This window comes from Burkholderia sp. D-99 (assembly GCF_011605345.1).
Classification (GTDB): domain Bacteria; phylum Pseudomonadota; class Gammaproteobacteria; order Burkholderiales; family Burkholderiaceae; genus Burkholderia.
Genome location: NZ_JAAOXM010000001.1, coordinates 375,908 through 398,000, shown reverse-complemented (window position 1 = coordinate 398,000; position 22,093 = coordinate 375,908). Strand labels below are relative to the sequence as shown.

At 66.4% G+C, this 22,093-nt stretch carries 20 protein-coding genes; 9 read left to right on the top strand and 11 right to left on the bottom strand.

From position 1 onward, the window contains the following. Positions 1–53: 53 nt before the first annotated feature. The 3 genes from HAV18_RS01750 to HAV18_RS01740 all read right to left on the bottom strand — a co-directional run bounded on the left by HAV18_RS01750 (position 54) and on the right by HAV18_RS01740 (position 3,557). A complete protein-coding gene (locus tag HAV18_RS01750) occupies positions 54–1,187 on the bottom strand; it encodes a LysM peptidoglycan-binding domain-containing protein (protein WP_166951862.1) in 1,134 nt (377 codons plus the stop codon). A gap of 20 nt (positions 1,188–1,207) precedes the next feature. Further along, positions 1,208–1,981, bottom strand: coding sequence for a hypothetical protein (locus tag HAV18_RS01745; RefSeq protein WP_166951859.1), 774 nt, complete (start codon positions 1,979–1,981; stop codon positions 1,208–1,210). Between the two features lie 667 nt (positions 1,982–2,648). After that, a complete protein-coding gene (locus HAV18_RS01740) occupies positions 2,649–3,557 on the bottom strand; it encodes a LysR substrate-binding domain-containing protein (protein ID WP_166951856.1) in 909 nt (302 codons plus the stop codon). A 113-nt stretch (positions 3,558–3,670) separates the two neighbouring features. Here HAV18_RS01740 and HAV18_RS01735 point away from each other — a divergent pair, with 113 nt between their 5' ends. Beyond that, positions 3,671–4,609, top strand: a complete 939-nt coding sequence (locus HAV18_RS01735) for a 2-hydroxyacid dehydrogenase (protein WP_166951853.1) — start codon at positions 3,671–3,673, stop codon at positions 4,607–4,609. Positions 4,610–4,683: 74 nt separating this feature from the next. Next, positions 4,684–6,048: an MFS transporter gene (locus tag HAV18_RS01730; RefSeq protein ID WP_166951851.1), complete on the top strand. Its 1,365-nt coding sequence runs from the start codon at positions 4,684–4,686 to the stop codon at positions 6,046–6,048. Between the two features lie 25 nt (positions 6,049–6,073). On the opposite strand, the gene HAV18_RS01725 is transcribed toward HAV18_RS01730, so the two are convergent. Next, positions 6,074–7,048 carry a LysR family transcriptional regulator gene (locus tag HAV18_RS01725; protein WP_166951849.1) on the bottom strand — a complete coding sequence of 325 codons (975 nt, stop codon included), beginning with the start codon at positions 7,046–7,048 and terminating at the stop codon, positions 6,074–6,076. 364 nt (positions 7,049–7,412) lie between these two features. On the opposite strand from HAV18_RS01725, the gene HAV18_RS01720 reads away from it, so the two are divergent. From HAV18_RS01720 to HAV18_RS01705, 4 genes are all read left to right on the top strand, one after another. Then, positions 7,413–8,588 carry an HPP family protein gene (locus HAV18_RS01720; RefSeq protein WP_166951847.1) on the top strand — a complete coding sequence of 392 codons (1,176 nt, stop codon included), beginning with the start codon at positions 7,413–7,415 and terminating at the stop codon, positions 8,586–8,588. A gap of 128 nt (positions 8,589–8,716) precedes the next feature. Beyond that, positions 8,717–9,130 (top strand): MarR family winged helix-turn-helix transcriptional regulator, encoded by a 414-nt coding sequence (locus HAV18_RS01715; protein WP_085037382.1) that lies wholly within the window; start codon positions 8,717–8,719, stop codon positions 9,128–9,130. 20 nt (positions 9,131–9,150) lie between these two features. Beyond that, positions 9,151–10,938: a chloride channel protein gene (locus HAV18_RS01710; RefSeq protein ID WP_166951846.1), complete on the top strand. Its 1,788-nt coding sequence runs from the start codon at positions 9,151–9,153 to the stop codon at positions 10,936–10,938. A gap of 480 nt (positions 10,939–11,418) precedes the next feature. Beyond that, positions 11,419–11,754, top strand: coding sequence for a hypothetical protein (locus tag HAV18_RS01705; protein WP_081436670.1), 336 nt, complete (start codon positions 11,419–11,421; stop codon positions 11,752–11,754). Between the two features lie 88 nt (positions 11,755–11,842). Here the strand turns inward: HAV18_RS01705 and HAV18_RS01700 are convergent, their stop codons facing one another. Next, a complete protein-coding gene (locus HAV18_RS01700) occupies positions 11,843–12,163 on the bottom strand; it encodes a pyrimidine/purine nucleoside phosphorylase (RefSeq protein ID WP_006478890.1) in 321 nt (106 codons plus the stop codon). A gap of 209 nt (positions 12,164–12,372) precedes the next feature. Then, on the bottom strand, positions 12,373–13,275 hold the full coding sequence (locus tag HAV18_RS01695; protein WP_059666054.1) for a LysR substrate-binding domain-containing protein: 903 nt from the start codon (positions 13,273–13,275) through the stop codon (positions 12,373–12,375). Between the two features lie 184 nt (positions 13,276–13,459). Between HAV18_RS01695 and HAV18_RS01690 the strand changes: the two genes are divergently transcribed. From HAV18_RS01690 to HAV18_RS01680, 3 genes are all read left to right on the top strand, one after another. Beyond that, the gene (locus HAV18_RS01690; RefSeq protein WP_166951844.1) at positions 13,460–14,644 is read left to right on the top strand and encodes a M20 aminoacylase family protein; all 1,185 of its coding nucleotides are present in this window, start codon (positions 13,460–13,462) and stop codon (positions 14,642–14,644) included. A gap of 44 nt (positions 14,645–14,688) precedes the next feature. Beyond that, positions 14,689–16,008, top strand: a complete 1,320-nt coding sequence (locus tag HAV18_RS01685; protein ID WP_166951842.1) for an MFS transporter — start codon at positions 14,689–14,691, stop codon at positions 16,006–16,008. A 229-nt stretch (positions 16,009–16,237) separates the two neighbouring features. Beyond that, positions 16,238–16,780, top strand: coding sequence for a cysteine hydrolase family protein (locus HAV18_RS01680; RefSeq protein ID WP_166951840.1), 543 nt, complete (start codon positions 16,238–16,240; stop codon positions 16,778–16,780). An 88-nt stretch (positions 16,781–16,868) separates the two neighbouring features. Here the strand turns inward: HAV18_RS01680 and HAV18_RS01675 are convergent, their stop codons facing one another. The 5 genes from HAV18_RS01675 to HAV18_RS01655 all read right to left on the bottom strand — a co-directional run bounded on the left by HAV18_RS01675 (position 16,869) and on the right by HAV18_RS01655 (position 22,032). After that, positions 16,869–17,975: a porin gene (locus HAV18_RS01675; RefSeq protein WP_166951838.1), complete on the bottom strand. Its 1,107-nt coding sequence runs from the start codon at positions 17,973–17,975 to the stop codon at positions 16,869–16,871. A 63-nt stretch (positions 17,976–18,038) separates the two neighbouring features. After that, positions 18,039–18,458, bottom strand: a complete 420-nt coding sequence (locus HAV18_RS01670) for a DoxX family protein (protein ID WP_166951836.1) — start codon at positions 18,456–18,458, stop codon at positions 18,039–18,041. Positions 18,459–18,626: 168 nt separating this feature from the next. Further along, a complete protein-coding gene (locus HAV18_RS01665) occupies positions 18,627–19,904 on the bottom strand; it encodes a cytochrome c (protein WP_166951833.1) in 1,278 nt (425 codons plus the stop codon). 2 nt (positions 19,905–19,906) lie between these two features. Then, positions 19,907–21,526 carry a GMC family oxidoreductase gene (locus HAV18_RS01660; protein WP_166951831.1) on the bottom strand — a complete coding sequence of 540 codons (1,620 nt, stop codon included), beginning with the start codon at positions 21,524–21,526 and terminating at the stop codon, positions 19,907–19,909. Further along, the gene (locus HAV18_RS01655; protein ID WP_166951829.1) at positions 21,526–22,032 is read right to left on the bottom strand and encodes a sugar dehydrogenase complex small subunit; all 507 of its coding nucleotides are present in this window, start codon (positions 22,030–22,032) and stop codon (positions 21,526–21,528) included. Before HAV18_RS01655 ends, HAV18_RS01660 begins: the two co-directional genes overlap by 1 nt. Positions 22,033–22,093: the final 61 nt, after the last annotated feature.

Sequence of the window (22,093 nt, the reverse complement as noted above, 5' to 3'; positions counted from 1 at the left end):
GGGCCGCGCGCCGTCCTTCACGTCCCTTCCCCTTCGTTCACTTCACGCCGCCGTTACCGCACCGGAATCACGAGATGCTGGCCCGCCAGGATCAGGTTCGGGTTGGCGAGGTTGTTGCGGCGTTGAATCTCGCGATAACGCTGGCCGCTGCCGAGCTTGCTCGCCGCGATCATGTTCAGCGTGTCGCCCGCCTTCACCACATAGGTCAGCTCGCCCGACGCGGCCGCGGTCGTCACCGCCTGGTCGCTGACGAAGTACTTGCGCAGCAGGTCGAGATACTGCGGCGACTGCTTGAGCTTCGCGATCGCGGCGTTCAGGTAGATCAGCAGATCCTGGTCGTCGGCGCGCACGCCGATCTTGTACGCGATGTTCGAGCCGTCGAGCTTGGTCACCGCGAACTTCAGGTCGGTGTCCTTGATCGAGCTGACCGCGAACGGATAGTCGTAGATGAACGCATCGACCGTATGGCCGTCGATGCTCTTCGCGATGAATGCCGGATCGGAATCGTCGACTTCGACAAACTTCACGTTCGGATACTGGCGCGTGACGAACGCGCGCACGTCCGGGTCGCCCTTCAGGATGCCGACCGTCTTGCCCGCGAGATCGTCGGTCGAGCGGATCGCGGAGCCTTGCCGCACGATCAGCGAATAGCCGAAATCGTCGACGTACGGCACCGAATAGACGACGCCCGCCGGCGTGTTGTCCGGGAACGTCAACCCGTCCATCGCCACGTCGACCACGTGGTTCCCCTTCGCGTCGGTATCGAGCAGTTGTTTCGGCACGCCAGGGTACGTGTCGACCTCGTGACGTGTATCGACGATGACCGGCTTGCCGCCGTGCGAGAACGACGGATCCGCGAACAGCAGCCGCGCGAACTCGACGTTGAAGCCGTGCGGCGCGCCCTTGTCCTCGCCGAAGAACGGTTCGCTCGGGTTCTGCACCGAGATCCGCACGATGCCGTTTTCGGCAATCGATTTCAGCGCGCTGGCCTGCGGCGTGAAGCCGGCCGGCAGCACGTTGGACGACGGCGGCGTCTGCGCGGACTGGCCGCTGTCGCCGTTTTGCGCGGATGTCGAGGCCGGGGCCGCGTCATGCGCGGGAATCAGCGTCGACAGGCCGCCCTGATGCACGATCCATACGCCGACGAGCACGACCAGAAACGCGATGGCGCCAAGAAGTTTTTTCATGGTTGCGAGCCTGCAAGAAGTTATTGTTGTTTCGACGGCAGTTGCGCGGGGGTCGTCGCATCGAGCCCGGGCGCATGCGGGGCGTTCATCACCGCCTGCTGCTGCGCCTGCTTGACCTCGGGGTTATCCATCAGCGACGTCTCCATTTCGGAGAACGCCTTGTTGACCGAGCGCATCACCGAATCGACGGCCACGTCGGTCTTGATCTGCTCGAACGTGTCGGACGCCTGCCGGCCCGCGAGCTTGTTCATCTGCTGCGCCGCCTGCGACATGTCCCACATCGCCTTCGCGCGATCGATCGCCGACGCGAAGTTCTTCAGCTCGGCCTGCACCTGCTTGTAGCGGCCTTCGCGGAACGAGAGCAGTTGCTTCATCGTGTCGAGCTGCTGCCGGAAGCGCGGCGCGTCGTCCGGATACTGCTTCTCGAACAGTTCCGTCTTGCTCTCGAAGTTCTTCACCTCGGTGCGGAACGCGGTGATGCTGTCCGCGAATTTCTGTGCCGCCTGGCGCTTTTCCGCGAGCTGGTTGATCAGCGTCTCGATCGGATTGGCCTGCGCCTCCTCGACGATCATCTTCACCTTCTGGTTCGCGAACTTCATCGCGACGACCGGCGCGAAATAGATCGCGCCGAGGCCGATCACGCCCGCCGCGACCAGCGCGATCACCCCCTTCAGGATGAACAGCGCCGCCGGTGCCGCGATCGCGACGCCGGCGATGATGATCGCCCACTTGATCAGCTTGACCTTGCCACTCCCCGAACTGCCGTTTGCTTCTTCATTCGAAAGCTGCGACATGAGTTTTTCTCCTTGAACCTCGAACCGAACTGCTTGCGTTTGTTTTTTCAAGCTCAATCGAAATGCTTCGGACTTCGGTGCCGCCGGGCAGCCAGGCAAGCCGGCGGCGCAATACAAGGACGGGCGCGACGGGCGTCACGAGACGCCGGTGTACGCGCCGTTCAGGATGCGGTGATGAGGAGTGGCAGACGGCGCTGCGATGCGGCGGGCCGGACGGGCGCCGTTCATCGTCGCGGCGCTCGCGCGAACGGGGAAGTGTACCGATACACGGTACGAAACGGGATGACGGATGCGTGACGCGACGGGCGTCGGGAGAAGCGTTGTTCCGGCGGGCCGACAAACGCGGGGCCGGTATTCCGGTACGAGTGCGTAAAGGCTCATCGTTGTTCTTTTGCGTATCGCGGGTGCAGGAACCGCGCGGCCGGCGCGTCCCGCTCCAAATGCACGGACGTATCGTGCGCCGACCGGCATGCAGCGTCAAGCAGTTGTCGCAGTGCAGCGAACCGCTGCGTTCCTTCGTTGGAACACTGGCAGCTAAACAGCTTTCAATACGGTAAGGATTCGCAGGACTGCGACCTGTCGCGCTCGATCAGGATTGCTTGTCATCGCATGCGCACGCTTGCGGACTGAAAGCATGTCACATCGCCCGGCCGGATTCCCGGGCGCATCACGTCACCGCGCCGCCCTGCTCCTGCGCGAGAAACCGCTCGACCATCGCGTTGAACACCGGCAGCGCCGGATTGTCGTTGTCCGCTCGCCACGCGAGATACAGCTCGGCCGCCACGTCGGCGCCGGCCAGCGGCCGGAACACCACGCCGTCGACATGCAGTTCGCGCGCCGACGCGGGTACGAGGGCGGCGCCCAGCCCCGCGCGCACGAGGCCCAGGATCGTATGCGTCTGCCCGACGTAATGCAGGTAGTTCGGCAGCCGCCCCGCGTTCGCGAACAGGCCCGAGATCAGGTCGTGGAAGTATTTCCCCTCGTTCGGCGAATACGCGATGAACGGCTGCCGGTCGAGATCGTCGGGGCCGATGCGCTCGCACGCGGCGAGCGGCGCGCCCTCCGCGACCGCGACCAGCATCGGCTCGCGCTGCACGAGCCGGTATTCGAGCGGCTGCCGCGCCGCCCGCTGGCGCACGAAGCCCGCGTCGAGCATCCGCGACGCCAGTGCGTCGATCTGCACGGTCGACACCATCTCGCGCAATTCCACGTCGACGTCCGGCAGCGCGTGCGCGGCGTGCGCCAGCAGCATCGGGATCATCCGGTACGCGCTGACCGCCGTGAAGCCGAGCGTGATGCGGCCGGCGCCGCCATGCGCGACGCGCTGCGCGGCCTGCTCGGCCCGTGCGGAGAATTCGAGGATGTGCCGCGCGTCGCGCAGGAACCGCTCGCCGGCCGCGGTCAGGCTGACCTGCCGGCTGCTGCGTTCGAGCAGCGCGATGCCGAGCGCATGTTCGAGCAGCTGGATCTGCCGGCTGAGCGGCGGCTGGGTCATGAAGAGCCGCCGGGCCGCGCGACCGAAATGCAGTTCCTCGGCGACCGCGACGAAGCAGCGAAGCTGGTGCAGTTCAATCATCCAATTCTTGAATCGATCAATAGCCTTTTGATGTTAGACCGATATCGATACGATTTCTATACTCGGTTGCACCTGATGCGCGGCCCGCGCCGCGCACGACGACCGAGACCTTCATGACCATCGACATCCTGCTCACCCAGCCGCTCCCCGACGCCATCGACGCCGAACTGTCCGCCCGTTACACAGTGCACCGGCTGTATGCGGCCGAGCAGCCGGACGCGCTGCTCGATCGCGTTGCCACGCGTATTCGCGGCGTCGTGACCGGCGGCGCGAACGGCCTGTCCGCCGCACTGATGGACCGGCTGAGCGCGCTCGAGATCGTCGCGATCAGCGGCATCGGCACCGACGCCGTCGATCTCGACCGCGCCCGGGCGCGCGGCATCCACGTGACGACGACACCCGACGTGCTGACCGACGACGTCGCCGACATGGCGATGGGGCTGATCCTGATGACGCTGCGCGACCTCGGCGCCGGCGAGCGGATCGTACGCGCCGGCCGCTGGGGCAAGACCGCCCAGCCGCTCGCGACGCAGGTGACCGGCAAGCGGCTCGGCATCGTCGGGCTCGGCCGCGTCGGACGCGCGATCGCGCTGCGCGCGCTGGCGTTCCGGATGCCTGTCAGCTACTTCGGCCCGCGCGAGCATCGCGACAGCGGCTATCGCTTCGTGCCCGACCTCGCCGCGCTCGCGCGCGACAGCGACGTGCTCGTGATCGCGGCATCGGCCGATCATGGCAACGTACTCGTGACGGCCGACGTGCTCGCCGCGCTCGGCCCGACAGGATTCCTGATCAATGTCGCGCGCGGCAAGCTGGTCGACGAAGCCGCGCTGATTCGCGCGCTCGCCGACGGCACGATCGCCGGCGCCGGCCTCGACGTGTTTGCGGACGAACCGCACGTGCCGGCCGCGCTGCTCGAACTCGAGCGCGTCGTCGTGCAGCCGCACCGTGCGAGCGCGACCCGCGAAACGCGCGAAGAGATGGGCCGGATCGTGCTCGCCAACCTCGCCGCGTGCTTCGCGGGCCAGCGCCCGCCGACCAGCGTCACGGGCTGATCGCCGCACACCGCACGGCTGCCCCGCCGTTACGACACCAGATGCCTCCGCGCGACGGAGGCCAGGAGACACGCATGCCCAATCGATCCAGCGACGCCGCCCTCGCCACGTCACCCGCCGCCTCGCGCACGATCGGCCGCGTCCGCTATGCGGTCCTCGCGCTGATTTTCGCGGTCACCGTCATCAACTATGCGGATCGCGCGACGATGTCGATCGCCGGCACCGGCGTCGCGCACGACCTCGGGCTGACGCCCGTGCAGCTCGGCATCGTCTTTTCCGCGTTCGCGTGGGCCTATGCGATCGGCCAGATCCCGGGCGGCTGGCTGCTCGACCGTTTCGGCGCACGACGCGTCTACGGCCTGAGCTTGCTGCTGTGGTCGGTCTTCACGATGCTGCAGGGCACGGTCGGCGGGCTCGCCGTGCAGGGCGCGGCCGCCACGCTCGCGCTGTTCGTCATGCGCTTCATGCTCGGCCTCGTCGAATCGCCGGCGTTCCCGGCCAACTCGAGAATCGTCGCGTGCTGGTTCCCGACCGCCGAACGCGGCACGGCGTCGGCGCTGTTCAATTCCGCGCAGTACATGGCCGTCGTGCTGTTCACGCCCGCGATGGCATGGCTCACGCACACGCTCGGCTGGGAGCACGTGTTCCTGTGGATGGGGATGCTCGGCATCGCGCTCGCCGCGCTGTGGTTCGCGTGGTATCGCGAACCCCACGGCCACCCGCGCGTGAGCGACGCGGAGCGCGACTACCTGCGCGCGCACGGGGCGCTCGTCGATCTCGAAGCGAACCGCGTGCGCCATCGGCCGCGCATGTCGTGGCTCGACGTGTCGCAACTGTTTCGCCATCGGAACCTGTGGGCGATCTATATCGGCCAGTACTGCATCACGGCGCTCACCTACTTCTTCATCACGTGGTTCCCGATCTACCTGATCAAGGGGCGCGGGATGACGATCATGGAGGCCGGCTGGGTCGCCGCGCTGCCGGCCATCTGCGGCTTCACCGGCGGCGTGCTCGGCGGCGTGCTGTCGGACTGGTTGATCCGGCGCGGCATGCATCCGTCGAAGGCGCGCAAGACGCCGTTCGTCGTGGGGATGGCGATGGCGACGCTGCTCGTGCTCGCGAACGGTGCATCGTCGAATACAGTCGTGATCGCATTGATGACGATCGCGTTCTTCGGCAAGGGGCTCGCGGCAGTCGGCTGGGCCGTGCTCGCCGACACGGCGCCGGAAGGGATGGTCGGCCTGAGCGGCGGCGTATTCAACGGTCTCGGCAACATCGCCGGGATCGTCACGCCGCTCGTGATCGGCTATTTCGTCGCCAGCACGGGCTCGTTCGCCGGCGCATTGTGGTTCGTCGCCGCGCACGGGCTGCTCGGCATTGCCGCCTATGCGTGGCTCGCGGGACGCTTCGAGCGGATTCGCATCGCACCGCGCGCATAAACATCGCCGCGGCATGTGCGGATCGTCAGGCGCGCTTGCGGCCGCCCGGCGTCTGCGTCTGTTCGGTGGTCAGCCGGTCGAGTTCGCGCAGGTCGTTCTCCAGCGCGGGCGTAAGCGTCGTGCGCAGGTGGTCGAGGAACGTGCGGATCTTCGCATCGAGATAGCGACGCGTCGCGTAAACGGCATACACGCTCACCGTCTGCAGCCGATACTCGGGCAACACGCGAATCAGCCGCCCTTCGCGGATGTCGTCGAGCACCGTATACAGCGCGACGCATGCGATTCCGCGCCCGGCGCGCACCGCGACACACAGCGCGTCCGGCACGTTGACCTGGAACGGCGCAGGCTGCAGCTCGTAGACGGCCTCCTCGCCATCGTTGCGCTCGAGCCGCCATTCGCCGGCCGGCGAGGCGGGCGTGTCCAGCCGCAGACACACGTGGTTCGGCAATTCGTCGGGCGACTGCGGCGTGCCGTGGCGCGCCAGGTATTCGCGCGACGCGACGAGCACGCTGCAGCTCGTGCCGCAGGTCTGCGCGACATAGCCCGAATCGGGCAGTTGCGACGCCGTCACGATCGATACGTCATAACCCTCCTCGACGAGATTCGGCATTCGCTGCGCGAGCGTCAGCTCGACCGACACGTCGGGGTTGTCCTCCTGGTAGCGGACGATCGACGACACGACATGACTCTGCCCGAGCCCCGTCATCGCATGGATGCGCATCTTGCCGCTCGGCCGCAGCAGTGCGTTGCGCGCCTCCGCGTTCGCGTAGTCGATTTCCGCGAGGATCGATTTCGCGCGCTCGAAATAGCGTTCGCCGCTTTCGGTGAGACCGAGATGGCGCGTCGTGCGATGCAGCAGCCGCGTCTGTACGTGCGCTTCGAGGTTCGATACCGCGCGCGACACCTGCGCGGTGGTCGCGTCGATTTCCTTCGCGACCGCAGTAAAACTGCCGGCTTCGACAACGCGCACGAACAGGCGCATGTTTTCGAGCATGTCCATTGAATTGGCTTGGGGAGAGTCAGTGGGGAGGCGTCGGCAGCGCTCGCGTCAGGTGGGGAACGGAACGCAGCCGCGAACCACGTCGAGTCGATCACCGTGCCGGGGGAAAGGCGGGAGAGCGGGCATCGCGTACGGGGTTCTGGCATGACGGGGGATTCAGTGGCCCGAATTGTACGCCGCTGCAGACAAATTTGCGCGATTGCCCGGCCCGCAACCTTTCATCGGATGAAAGGCTTTTGCAAGACATGTGCGTCGCGCACGTGCAACGGCTTGATGCAGCGCGACAATTTGTATCACAACGCGATATAATTCGCGGCTTGTCGCTGCGCGCGTCCCGCGCTGTCACTTTTACCGCTTACCGTCCATGTCGTCAGGTTCCCCTTCGTCGCGCCGCACGTTGCGGCAATGGCTGCACAGCTTCATTCCCCATCCGATGTCGCTGGGCTGGCGCGAGCGCCTGCGTTCGTGCGCGGGCGCGCTCGTCGGCATCGCGACGGTCGGCGCGACGATGCGTCTGCTGCCTGGCGTGCCGGGCCTCGTGCCGCTGCTCGTCGCGCCGATGGGTGCGTCGGCCGTGCTGCTGTTCGCGGTGCCGGCGAGTCCGCTCGCGCAGCCGTGGTCGATCATCGGCGGCAATCTCGTCGCGGCGACGGTCGGTGTCGCTTGCGCTCAATGGATCGCCGATCCGATCACGGCCGCCGCGGTCGCGATCGCGTGCGCGATCGGCGGCATGTTCGCGCTGCGCTGCGTGCACCCGCCGTCGGGCGCCGTCGCGCTCACGGCCGTGGTCGGCGGCCCCGCGATCCATGCGCTCGGGTTCAGCTTCGTGCTGGAGCCGATCGCACTGCAATCGGCCATCCTCCTGTCGGCCGCACTCGCCTATCACGCGCTGACCGGGCACCGCTACCCGCACGGCGGCGTGCGTCCCGAAGCGAAACCGCAGGCAGGCGGCGCCGCACCGGCGCGCGGCGGCTTCACACGCGGCGACCTCGACACGGTGCTGAAGCGCCGCGGCGAATGGCTCGACGTCGATCCGGACGATCTGGAGGCGCTGCTGCGCGAAACCGAGATGCAGGCCTATTCGCGCACGTTCGGCCAGCTCTCGTGCGCCGACCTGATGACGAAGAATGCCATCGAAGTCGCGCCGTCGACGTCGGTGATGGCCGCGCTCACGCTGCTCGACCGCCACCGCGTGAAGGCGCTGCCCGTCATAGACGGCGAAGGCCGCCTGACCGGCATCGTCACGCGTGCCGACCTCACACGCCAGTTGCGCCGGCCGACCCCGCTGTGGCAGCGCCTGTCCGCGCGGCTGCCGCAATCGTTCGGCGGCCAGCCGGCGAGCGTCGCATCCGTGATGACGCGCGACGTCGTGTGCGTGCCGGAAGCGATGCCGATCACCGCGCTCGTCCCGCTGTTTACGCATTCGGGCCACCACCACATTCCGGTCGTCGATGGATCGCACCGGCTCGTCGGGATCATTACCCAGACGGATCTCGTCACGGGCCTTTATCGGCAGACGCAAATGCTCGAGGCCGCGTAACGCGTGCAGCGTACGTAACGCCATGTAACGGCCGGCGCAACGCGGAATGCATTCCACTCGCCACAATTCTGCCATTTATATCATGTTGTGATATATTTGCCGCTACCAAAACTGACCGACCGCACCCGATGAACGATACCCGACGCGCGCTGGCGAAAAGCGATTTCCAGCAACTGTCCGAGTTCCGCTACCAGATGCGCCGCTTCGAGCGCTTCTCCGAGCGCGCCGCGCAAAGCGAAGGCGTGACGCCGCTGCAATACCTGCTGTTGCTGCACATCAAGGGCTACCCGCATCGCGAATGGGCAACCATCGGCGAACTCGCGGAACGCCTGCAGGCGCAGCATCACGGTGTCGTCGCGCTGGTCACGCGCTGCGAAGCGCTCGGCCTCGTGAAGCGCAAGACGAGTGAAGCGGATCGCCGGCAGGTCGAGGTCCACCTCGAACCGGCCGGCGAGACGCTGCTCGCCCGCCTCGCGGCCATGCATCGCGCCGAGCTGAAGTCGCTCAAGGACGCGTTCCAGGTTCCGCAGATCGATTACTGACCCTTGCTTTTTCCACGCCGATGAACGCACCACACAAACGCGATTTCTCGACCAACGAACGCCTGCCCAGGATCGCGTTGCTTGCCGCCGGGATCGGCCTGCTCAGCACGCTTGCCGCGTTCGTGTTGTTGAGCCTGATCCATCTGTTCACGAACCTGTTTTTCTTCCAGCAGTTCTCGTTCGTCGACCGCTCGCCCGCGAACAACACGCTGGGCGCATGGGTGATCGTGATCCCGGTGATCGGCGGGCTGATCGTCGGGATGATGGCGCGCTTCGGTTCGGAAAAGATCCGCGGCCACGGCATTCCCGAAGCGATCGAGGCGATCCTGTTCGGCAAGAGCCGCATGTCGCCGAAGGTCGCGATCCTCAAGCCGCTGTCGTCCGGCGTCGTGATCGGCAGCGGCGGCCCGTTCGGCGCGGAAGGCCCGATCATCATGACGGGGGGCGCGCTCGGCTCGCTGATCGCGCAGTGCGTGCACGTGACCGCCGCCGAGCGCAAGACGCTGCTCGTCGCGGGTGCGGCCGCCGGCATGACGGCCGTGTTCGGCACGCCGGTCGCCGCCGTGCTGCTCGCGGTCGAATTGCTGCTGTTCGAATGGCGTCCGCGCAGTTTCCTGCCGGTCGCGCTGGCATGCGCGGTGGCCGGTTTCGCCCGCGCCGTGTTCTTCGGCGTCGATCCGCTGTTTCCGCTGACCACGGCCGCGCCGACACCTGTCGCGCTGCTGTCGTGCATCGTCGCGGGCCTGCTGTCGGGCATGCTCGCATGCGGGCTGTCGGCGGCACTCTACCGCGTCGAGGACACCTTCGCGAAGCTGCCGGTGCACTGGATGTGGTGGCCCGCGCTCGGCGCGATCGTGATCGGCATCGGCGGCTGGCTCGAGCCGCGCGCACTCGGCGTCGGCTACGACGTGATCGGCGACCTGCTGCACCAGCACATCGCCTTGAAGATCGCGCTCGCGCTGCTGATCGTGAAGGCCGTGATGTGGGTGATCGCGCTCGGCTCGGGCACATCGGGCGGCGTGCTCGCCCCGCTGCTGATGCTCGGCGCCGGCCTCGGCACCGTGCTGTCACCGATGCTGCCGGGCGGCGACCCGGCGCTGTGGCCGCTCGTGTGTATGGCCGCGACGCTCGGCGCGACGCTCGGCGCCCCGCTGACCGCGATCGTGTTCGCGTTCGGCCTCACCCACGACGCGAACGCGTTGCTGCCGCTGCTCGCGGCGACGCTCGTCGCGCACGGTTTCTCGACCATCGTGATGAAGCGCTCGATCATGACGGAAAAGATCGCGCGTCGCGGTTATCACATCTATCGCGAATACGGCGTCGATCCGCTCGAGCGGCACGACATCGGCGAAGTGATGACGTCCGCCGAGCGGCTCGTCGCGATCGACGGCGCAGCGACGCTCGATGCCGTCGAATCGCAGTACTTCGGCGCGAAGCAGACGCACCGTGCGTACCCGGTCGTGCAGAACGGACGCCTGCTCGGTCTCGTCGATCGCGCGACACTCGATGCGCAGCGCGCACAGGCCGCGGCCGACACGCCGATCTCGGGCGCGTTCGCCAACCGTGCGCCGGCGGTCGCCCAGGCGCACGAAACGTGCCGTGTCGTCGCGTCGCGACTCGCGATGCTCGGGCTCGAGCGCCTGCCCGTCGTCGCCGACGAGCAATCGCTGCGCATCACCGGCATCGTGTCGCGCAGCGACCTGATCAAGCCCGCGCTCCAGCACTTCGACGACGAACAGAAGCGCGAGCGCTTCCGCCCGATCGTCCCGGCCAACCTGCGCGACATCGGCACGCGCAAGGCCGGCTGACCCACCGCGCTGCGCGGCGCCCTCGCCGCGCACGACCCCCTCGCGTCAACGCTCCGCACGATGCGACACGCCCCTCGCGTGCCGCATCGCATTCCGTCGCTTTCCGCGTTTAAAGTTGGTTAACAATTCGACGGACGAAAGTTTGTCATCATGGTGCTCATGCGACGGGGCCAACAATCAGCCATTCCACTGCGCAATCAAATAAAGAGTTGCGGCACGGCATGCAGACGCATGCCGCTCGCCGCGACCGTCACTTCACCACACGACCGGGCAGCGCGCCGACCACGCCACGCATGACGTCGAGCCGCACACGATGCATGCCGTGCCGCAGCAAAGTGCACAGCATCGGAGCCGCCATTTGGCAAGCGCGTTAACAACTTGTTTCGGAATAGCCGGAACCGTGCTTGCCCGATGCGATCTCACTTGCACGCAGTCCTGCTGCGCATCCCACTCAATCAATCACGACTCGAGGGAGATAACGTGAACGCAAAATACTTACCGCTCATCGCATTGACCGTGGCATTTTCTGCTCATGCAGCTGATTCTGCCCTCCAAAACGTGGGACAAAGCCAGAAACCCGCCGACCAGGTCGCGCAGTGCATCGCCAAGACCTGGGCCGACAAGTCGCAGCAACAAGTGACGTCGCAGTATGAACTCGCAAACGGCCTCGCGATGGCCGTGTATGCACCGGGCCAGCAGCCGCCGAATGGCGCCGCGGCCATCGTGCGCCCGGCCAACGCCGCCAACGCAAAGACCTGGGTTGGTTTCCGCGGTGGCGATGCATCGTCGGCCGGCGACATCAACGCCTGCCTGTAACGAGAACAGGCGCTTCGGATGGCCTTGCGCCATCCGCTTGTGACAAGCCCCGCTTCGGCGGGGCTTTTCTTTGCTGCGCGTGTGCGTTTTACAGGTAGCTGCAGACGTAATCGAGCGTCTCGAGCACTTCGATGTCGAAGCGGCTCTTGCCCGGCACCGAGAACGATTCGCCGGCGCCGTAGGTCTGCCATTCGCTGCTGCCGTCGAGCTTCACGCGGCACTTGCCTGCCTGCACTTCCATCAATTCGGGCGCATCGGTGCCGAAGTTGAGCGCGCACGGCAGGATCACGCCGAGCGTCTTGCGCGTGCCGTCCGGGAAGAGCACGGTATGCGACACGCACTTGCCGTCGAAATAGACGTTCGCGCGCTTGACGACCGATACGTTGTCGAATTGGGTTGCACTGGTCATGAAATGCCTCTGATTGCTGGATGCCGGATGGCGATGTTGTTGGAGGCCGGCCGGAGCGGCGGGCCGGCCGCTATGATACCGGCTCGCGCGGCTCGAGCCGGAATGACGTGCCCGCTGCACAAGCCACATGCCGGCCGGACGACGGCAATGCCACACGCGTGATCGTCAGGATAACGATGCAATGACGGTCGCTTGCTGCGTGTACTGGTTCACAGCAGCCCCTTGCGCCTCGCGGAATCGCGCAGGCAGTCGAGCAGCATCGCCGCGGCCGGCGTCAGCGGGCTGTCGCGACGCGTGATGACCTGCACCGATACGGCCGGCAACCGCTCGCGGATCGGCAGGATCGCGAACTGGTCGCGCGCCCACTCGCCCTGCAGCAGTTGCTCGGGCATCGATGCAATCAGGTCGCAGCCCATCATCAGGCTGCGCGCGAGCCCGAAGCTCGGACATTCGACGACGCGCGCCGGCACCGGCAACCCGTAGGCGACGAACGAATTGAACAGCACCTGCGTCGAGCTTTCGGGTGACGGATTCATCAGCCAGTCGGCTTCGACGAGATCGGCGAGCGACGTGGCCGATGCGAGCGGATGCCCCTTGCGCGCGACGATCAGCGAACGGCTCGAATACAGTTCGGCATGGTCGAACTCGGCGGCCAGCAGTTCGGGCACGACGACGGCCACCGCGAAATCGAGCGAGCCGTCGTGCAGCCGCGGCAGCGCGACGCCCGGAAACCCTTCGACGATACTGACGCGCGCCACCGGAAAACGCCGCCGGAACGCGCGAAACGCATCGGGCAGGATCGTCACCGCGGCGGCCGGCGTGACCGCCGCCGCAACGGAGCCCGTCATCGCCCCTTGCGCCTGCTCGATGTCGTCGCGGGCGCGCTGCATTTCGGCGACGATCAGCCGTGCGCGCACCTGCAGTTGCTGGCCGAACGCGGTGAGCTGCACGCCGCGTGCGGTGCGCACGACGAGCGACACGCCGAGCGCGATCTCCAGCTCCTTGACCGCCTTCGTCAGCGCCGCCGGGGACACGTTCAGGCGCCGCGCGGCCGCGCGAATGCTCCCCTCTTCCGCGACGGTGACGAACGCTTTCAGCTGATGGTATTTCATGGCGGCGACGCGTGATCCGTGGAAACCCTGTGCTGCACGGCACACACCGGCTCAGGGTATTCCCGAGCGGCAACCGGTGGTGAGCACCAAAGCAATTTATCAGCTTCTGGTACGCAAAAGAAATTTATATGCTTGCTCGTCATATGTGCACCAAGCGCCCCACCTGCCCCCCCCAGGAGACACCATGCTGCAAGCCGTGAACCCCGTCATCCCCGGTATCGCCGCGATCGCACCCGAGCTGGTCGAGGTGCGCCGCCGCATCCACGCTCACCCCGAACTCGCGTTCGAGGAAACGCTCACGAGCGATCTCGTTGCCGAGCTGCTCACCGGCTGGGGTTATGACGTGCATCGCGGCATCGGCAAGACGGGCGTGGTCGGCGTGTTGCGCGAAGGGCAAGGCACGCGCACGGTCGGGCTGCGCGCCGACATGGATGCCCTGCCGCTCGCGGAGGCCACGGGCCTGCCGTACGCGAGCCGCCATGCGAACAAGATGCATGCGTGCGGCCACGACGGCCACACCGCGATGCTGCTGTGCGCGGCGCGCCACCTCGCGGCAACGCGCCAGTTCTCCGGCACGCTGAACCTGATCTTCCAGCCGGCCGAAGAAAACTTCGGCGGCGCGAAGGCGATGATGGATGACGGCCTGTTCGATCGTTTCCCGTGCGACGCGATCTTCGCGATCCACAACATGCCGGGCCGCGCAGCCGGCGACATGGCCTTCCGCACCGGCGCCGCGATGGCGTCGGCCGACCGCGTGACGATCACGCTGCGCGGTGTCGGCGGCCACGGCGCGATGCCGCATTTCGCGCGCGATCCGATGTCGGCCGCGGGCAGCATCATGGTCGCGCTGCAGACGATCGTCGCGCGCGAGGTCGATGCGCAACATGCGGCCGTGATCACGGTCGGCAGCGTGCAGGCCGGCGAGACGTTCAACATCATTCCCGAAACCGTCGTGATGAAACTGTCGGTGCGTGCGCTGAACGCCGACGTACGCGCGCTGCTCGCGCGCCGCATCGAGGCGCTCGTGAAAGGCCAGGCGGAAAGCTTCGGCGTCACGGCCGAAGTCGACTACGACTACGGCTACCCGGTGCTCGTCAATCACGCGGAGCCGACTGCATTCGCGGCCGACATCGCGCGCCGGATGCTCGGCGCCGAGCGCGTCGAAACCGACGCCGCGCCGCTGATGGGCAGCGAGGACTTCGCGTTCATGCTCGAAGCGCGCCCCGGCTGCTACGCGTTCATCGGCAACGGGATCGGCAGCAAGGGCGGCTGCATGGTGCACAACCCCGGCTACGACTTCAACGACGACATTCTCGCGATCGGCGCGAGCTACTGGGTTCGCATCGCCGAAGCCTGGCTCGCGGCCTGACGGCCCTTCATCCCATCGTTTCGCGCCAACCGGGGGAGCCCCACATGGAAACGTCCGCCCTTTCGCTCGCCGGCACGCCGGTCGATGCACGCGCCGCCGCGAAGAAACGCCGGCTGATCGCGGCCGCCGCCGTCGGCAACGCGCTCGAGTTCTACGACTTCACGGTCTACAGCTTCTTCGCAATCCTGATCGGCAAGCTGTTCTTTCCCGTGCATTCGCCGTTCGGGCAATTGATGCTCGCGGTCGCGAGCTTCGGCGTCGGCTTCGTCACGCGTCCGCTCGGGGGGCTCGTGATCGGCATGTATGCCGACCGCGCCGGCCGCAAGAAGGCGATGATCCTCACGCTGCTGCTGATGGCGCTCGGCACCGCGACGATCGCCGTCGCGCCGACCTTCGCGCAGGTCGGCCTCGCCGCCCCGCTGCTGCTCGTGCTCGCGCGCCTGCTGCAAGGGTTCGCGTCAGGCGGCGAAGTCGGTGCGTCGACGACGCTGCTGCTCGAACAGGCGCCGCAGCATCGTCGCGGCTTCTACGCATCGTTCCAGTTCTCGAGCCAGGGGCTCGCCGCGCTCGCCGGTGCGCTGACGGGCGTCGCGCTGACGTCGACGCTGAATGCCGCGCAGCTCGAAAGCTGGGGCTGGCGCGTACCGTTCATCATCGGCACGCTGTTCGTGCCGCTCGGCTACTGGCTGCGCCGCACCGTCGAGGAAGTGCCGGCCGCCGCGCCCGCCGCCACGCACGACGAGCCGGTCGCATCGCTGCCGCTCGCCGACGTGCTGCGCCATCACGGCAAGGCCGTGTTCGCGGGCCTCGGCGTGACGATCGGCGGCACGTCGATCCACTACATCATCGTGTTCTACATGGCGATCTACGGCGTGCAGGTGCTGCACCTGCCGACCTGGCTGTCGATGACGGCCGGCTGCGTCGCGGGCGCGATCCTGATGCTCGTGACGCCGATCGGCGGCCACCTGTCCGACGTCTACGGGCGCAACCGGATCGTGTGGTGGACGCGCATCGTGCTGATGGCCTCGATCTATCCGGCGTTCATCGCGCTGAACCGCTGGCCGGGCGCCGCGTCGCTGCTGTCGATCATCGCCGCGCTGTCGATCGTGCATGCGATCAACATCGGCGCGACCGGCGCGATGCTCGGCGAGCTGTTCCCGCGTGCGGTGCGCGCGACTGGCGGTGCACTCGTGTACAGCGTGGGCGTCGCGATCTTCGGCGGCTTCGCGCAGTTCTTCGTCACGTGGCTGATCGCGGCGACCGGTAACCCGAATGCGCCTGCGTGGTATGCGATTGGTTGCGGTGTGTTCACGCTGCTTGCCATCCGCTGCATGGACGAAAAAGCCGGGAAGGCGCTCGACTGACCGGCGGCCGATGCCGGATGCGCGATTGACGTGGTGCACGCGCATCGGGCATGATCGCTCCATGCGCCACACCACGACCACCTTCTCGACCACGACGCGCACGACCGCCTTCGGCGGGCTCGTGCGGCGAGTGCGCGCAAGGTCGTAGCGCAACCCCTCACAGGCCCCGCCGGTTCCGGACGGGGTCTTGTCGTTTCTCCGTCCGTATCGGTCATTCAGGAGAAACGCAATGCCCGAAGTCTCTTCCCCGAAACGCGCGCTGCTCGTCGTCGACATGCAGGTCGGCCTGTTTCACGGCCCCGAGCGTCCGTACGACGGCGAGCGCATGCTCGCGAACATCAACCGGTTGATCGGTCGCGCGCATGAAGCCGGTGCGCCCGTGTTCGCCGTCCGGCACACCGGGCCCGCCGGTTCGCCGATTGCGCTCGACTCGCCGCTGACCGCACTGCTGCCGGAACTCGCGATCGATGCTGCACGCGATACCGTGTTCGCCAAAACGCGGTCGAGTTGCTTCACCGGCACGCCGCTCGCCGAGTGGCTGCATGCGGCCGGGATCGGAGAGATCGTCATCGTGGGAATGAAGACCCAGTATTGCGTCGACACAGCGTGCCGTGCGGCCGCCGATCACGGCTTTCGCGCGGCGCTCGTCGCCGACGCGCACACCTGCATGGATACGCTCGAACTGCCGGCCGAGCGGATCGTCGCGCATCACAACGCGACGCTTAATGGTCCGTTCGCGACGCTGACGTCGACCGACGCGTGCGGATTCTGACCGGCGCCTGCCACGCGCCGTAAACGCAACAACGCACGGACGGCAACCGCCCGTGCGTTGTTGTGTACAAGTCGTATACCTTCGCCGCTCAGAACGTATGCATCATCCCCACATACGCGCCCGTCTGCGACTCGCCCGTCATCGGGCTTGTCCCCGATGTCGCATCGCGCGGCGTCGCGAGCAGCGAGAAGTTCGAGTTGCCGCCGTTGCGTACATACGCAACCGTGCCATACAGGAACGTGCGCTTCGACAGGTTGTACGTGGTGCCGAGCACGTACATCATCGCGTGCCCCGACGGATCATGCGACGCATCGCCGCCGCCGTCGCCCACCTTCACGTAGTAACCGCCGCCCGTCACGGCCCATTGCGGCGTCGCCGAATAGGTCGCGCCGAGCCAGTAGTGATCGGCGCGATCGGCCACACCGGCCGGGCTGTCCGGCGCCTGGTAGTGCGTATACGCGCCCTGGATCTTGAACTTCGACACCTTGACGTTCGCGCCGACGAAATACTCGCGCGACGCGGTGAAGATGTTGCTGAACTTGCCGTTGTTGTCGCGCAATTCATCGTAGATGCCGCGCACATCGAGCAATGGCGAGTGGTACGAGATCATGATCCCGTCCGAGCGGCCGAAGTCGTCGGCCGCGCCGTAGTTGAAGCCGCGCGACTGGTTCCCGAACGCGTATTGCGCCTGCACGTCGAAGCCGCCGATCACCGGGCTGTGATACTCGATGTTGTTGCTGGTCTGCTGCCAGTTGCGGCCGCGCACGAGCGACGCCGACGAAAACGCCTGCTGCACGAACGGGTCGAATTCCCACACGCCGTCGCTGTCGATGAACAGGTTGCGGCCGGCCTGCAGCTGGCCCCACGTGTTGCTCTTCAGCCCGACATACGCACGCCGCGACCACATGCGCCCGCCGCCCGTCTGGCCGTTCATCACCTGGAACGCGGTTTCCAGGTCGAAGACCGTCGACAGCCCGCCGCCGAGATCCTCGATGCCCTTCAGCCCGAACATGCTGGTGCCCCAGTCGCCGCTTTCGGCGCTCCAGCGGGTCCCGCTGCCGCCATTCGGCTTCGCGATGTGGTTCAGGTATTCGATGCCGCCGTCGACGCGGCCGTAAAGCGTCACGCTCGTCTGTGCAAAAGCGGCCGCCGGTGTGGCGGCCGCGATCAGCCATGCGAAATGTTTGAGTCGCAAAATGATGCCCCCTCGGAGTCTCGACCTTCCAGCACGTGCCCCATGCGCGCGCCCAGGGTCTGTTTATCCGCGATCGATCGAAAAACGCCCGGGGCCCGCTGCGCAAAGCGAAAGCAGGCCGCCGGAGATCGCGATGTTCTTGTAGAAATGAATCATGTTGTTGATCTGCTCGCCGCCCGTCATCGTCCAGTAGTGATGGCCGATGATGCCGGTGCCGATCGTATAGAGCGCCAGCAGCAGCGCGAGCGGGCGCGTCTGGAAGCCGACCAGGATCGCGATCCCGACGAACAGCTCCATCACGACGGAGATCGCGGCGGAGATGATCGGCGCGGGCGCGCCCTCCGAACCCATGAACGCGATGGTCCCGGGGAAGTCGACGATCTTCTTCCAGCCGAACATCACGAACAGGATCACAAGCAGGATCCGGGCAAGCAGCAGCAGCACATCGCGCTGGGACGCGAGAAACGGTTGATTCGGTGTCATGGTGTCGATCAACGAAAGCGATGCGCATGGCGCAAACACGCCCGGCGCACCGGATTGCGAATGAACCAGGACGGGTGGCTGCCTGCGCCGCCCGCCCCGCTCTGCAACAACCCGATGTGCAGTGCTCCTCCTCTTGTCAGTTATCGCCCTGCTTCGTCGCGCGCCGCATCAGCGCAGCTTCGCGACGTCCTGCTCGGTCACCTTCGCGGCCGGATTGCCGAACTGCCCGGTCAGGTAGTTCGTCAGCGCGGCGATCTGCGCATCCGACAGCTCGTGGCGGAACGCCGGCATCCCGACGTCCTCGCTGCCGGCCTTGCGCTGTACACCGTTCAGGATCACCTGCACGAGGTTGGTCGGATTCGGTGCGCCGACCGTCGAGTTGTGGAACAGCGGCGGGTAATAGCCGTCCGGCGTGCCCTTGCCCTGCATCTGGTGGCAGGTCGCACAGTTGCCGAGATACAGCCGTGCCGGATCGATGCCCGACGACGCGAGCGCGACGCCGCGCAGCGTCAGGCCGTCCTCGGCCGGTTTGCCCCACGACGAGCGCGACTGCTTCGCGTCGCCACCGGCGACGGCCGGCACCGTGCGAATGTACGTCGAGATCGCGCCGATGTCGGCTTCGGTCATCTTTGAGAAGCTGTGCTCGACCGCCTCGGCCATCGGGCCAGCCGCCTGCGCGAGACCCGGCACGCTGCCGGTGCGCAGGTACTGGACGAGTTGCTGCTGCGTCCAGCCGCCGATCCCAGCGTTGGCGTCGGACGTGATGTTGTAGCCGTCCCAGCCCGCGAGCACCGAACCCGACAGGAAGCTGCCGCCCGTCTCGTCGAGCGACTTCTCCTGCATCGCGATGCCGCGCGGCGTGTGGCACGTGCTGCAGTGGGCAAGACCCTGGACGAGATACGCGCCGCGGTTCCACTCGGCACTCTGCGCCGGCTTCGGCTCGTACGCGCCGTCCTTCAGGAACAGCCAGTTCCAGATCTTCAGCGGCCAGCGCATGCTCAGCAGCGCGGGAATCTCGTTCTTCGGCGGCGCCTGCTTGACCGGCTCGACGCCGTGCATGAAGTACGCGTACAGCGCCTGCACGTCGTCGTCGTTGATCTTCGCGTACGACACGTACGGCATCGCCGGATACAGGTTGTCGCCGTTCTTCGACACCCCGTGGCGCACCGCGCGCTCGAAGTCCTCGGCCGTCCAGTTGCCGATGCCCGTCTCGGGATCGGGCGTGATGTTGCTCGTATAGATCTTGCCGAGCATCGGGATCGGCATGCCGAGACCGCCCGCGAACGGCTTGCCGCCCTTCGCGGTGTGGCATGCCATGCAGTCGCCCGCGACTGCGAGATATTCGCCGCGCTTGACCAGCGCCGGATCGGCGGCATCGGCCGCGCGTGCGAGGCCCGGCAGCGCGAGACAGCCGGCGAGGAGGAAGGTGAGAGTAGATTTCCGCACGGTCAGACTTCCTTCTTCAGCGTGTCCGACATCCGCAGCGCGAGCGCCGCGATCGTCAGCGTCACGTTCACCGTACCGACGGTCGGCATCGTCGAGCTGCTCGAGATGAACAGGTTCGGATGGTCGAACGTGCGGCAGTCCTTGTCGACGACCGAGTCGCGTGCATCCGCGCCCATGATCGTCGCGCCCGTGATGTGGTTGTTCGGCGCGAACTCGTCGTTGAAGACGACTTCCGTACCGCCCAGCACCTTCGCTGCCGTCGCGTAGACCTCGCGCGTATGCACGGCGCCGCGCTTCACGTAGTCGTCGATCGCATACGTGATCTCCGGGCGCGGGATGCCGATCGCGTCGGTCGCCGTCTTGCTCGGCACGATGCGGTTCTCCGGCTGCGGCAGGATTTCGTGGAAGCAATCGAACTCGACGAAGCGCGCGGAACGGTCGCGGATCTGCGCGTCGAGCTCCTCGGGCTTCATCAGCTTGCCGCCCTTGAAGATCTTCTGCGTCTCCTGGTTGATGCGCGACATGTTCGACAGGTGGATCTTCTTCGCGGCTTCGGTCGCACGGAACGGGCCGTCGCGGAAACCGATCAGCGACGTCATCTCCTGCGGGCCGCGGCCCGGCCACAGCTTCTCGTTCGCGTAGAACGTCACGCCGGTGCCCGGATGGTCCATCAGGTTGCGGCCGACCATGTCGGAGCTGTTCGCGACGCCGTTCGGGAAATCGCGGTTCGCGGACATCAGCAGGATCTTCGGCGTCTCGATACCGTTCGCGGCGATCACGAAGTACTTGCCCTCGACGCGATGGTCGGCGCCGGTCTTGTCCTTGTAGATCGCCGCGACGATGCGCTTGTCCGGCCCGGTCTCGAGCTTGTAGACGACCGCGCTGTCGATCAGTTTCGCGCCGGCCTGCTCGGCCTTCTCGACGTGCACGATGCCGTTGTACATCGCGCCGATCGGGCAGATCGGCATGCAGTTGTTGTTCCCGCAACAGGTTGGCCGGCCGTCGTACGGGCGGCTGTTGCGCGCGACCGGCTCGGTCACCACGTGGAACTTCGGGTCATAGCCGTTGAGCGCGCTCTTGATCGTCTGCTCGTTGAACGACAACGGCAGCGGCGGCATCGGGTACGGCTCCTTGCGCGGCGAGTACAGGTCTTCCTCGGGGCCCGGGCCCCACACGCCGAGTTCCTCTTCGGCGCGCTGGTAGTAATGCTCGAGGTCGTCGTACTGGATCGGCCAGTCGCGGCCGACGCCGTACACGGTCTTCATCTTGAAGTCGTTCGGGATGAAACGCCACGCCGACGCGGCCCAGTGCCACGTCGTGCCGCCCACCGCGCGAATGTACTGCGAGTTGAACTTGTGCTCGCCCTTCAGGATCAGGTAGTCGTTCGGCGGGCCGTATTCCGGATGCGGCGCCCATGCGCTCGACGGGTACGGCGCCATGAAATCGGTCTTGTCGACCTGATTGCGGAAGCGCTCGACGATTTCCCAGCGCGGCATGCGCGGGCCGGCTTCCAGCAGGATCACCGACTTGCCCGCCATTGCGAGCTGGTGTGCAACGATCGCGCCTGCGACACCCGACCCGACGACGACGACATCGGCCTTTTGCGTATCGGTATCGGCCATCAGGCTTGCCTCTCGATCGGTTTTTCGGCCCAGAAGCCGGGTTTGTTCGGGCAATACGACGGGATCACGAGCGTATCGGATACGACGCTGAACATTAATGCTTCTTCGTAGGTAATCACGACGTTGTCGACGATGCCGAGATACCACGCTTCAAGAATCTTCAGCGCGAGTGTTTCCTGGTCGGGATTCAGCGAACCGGACGCGAGTGCGCCGGCGAGTTGCGGCAGGCTGTCGGCCGTCTTGAACGAGCCCTTCTGCAAGGCCTGCAGGAAGCGCTGGCCGAGCACGCGGCTCAGCCCCTTCTTGCCTGTCAATGCTTCGGAGAGCGTCATGAACGTATCGAGCGGCGCGGTGCCGGGATCGTCGGCCAGGGCCCGCAACGCCAGCGAGCCCGTGAGGCCCGCCGCCGTCAGCGCCAGTGCGCCCTGCAACCATTGACGCCGCGTGATACCGCTTGCGGTTGCGTCGCTTTCACGACGCGAGTGGGGAGTGTTGTCGTTGTGCATGTTTCCTTCTCTCGAACACCGGATTCGGGAAAACCACGCTTGATATTTCTCAAACATTGGC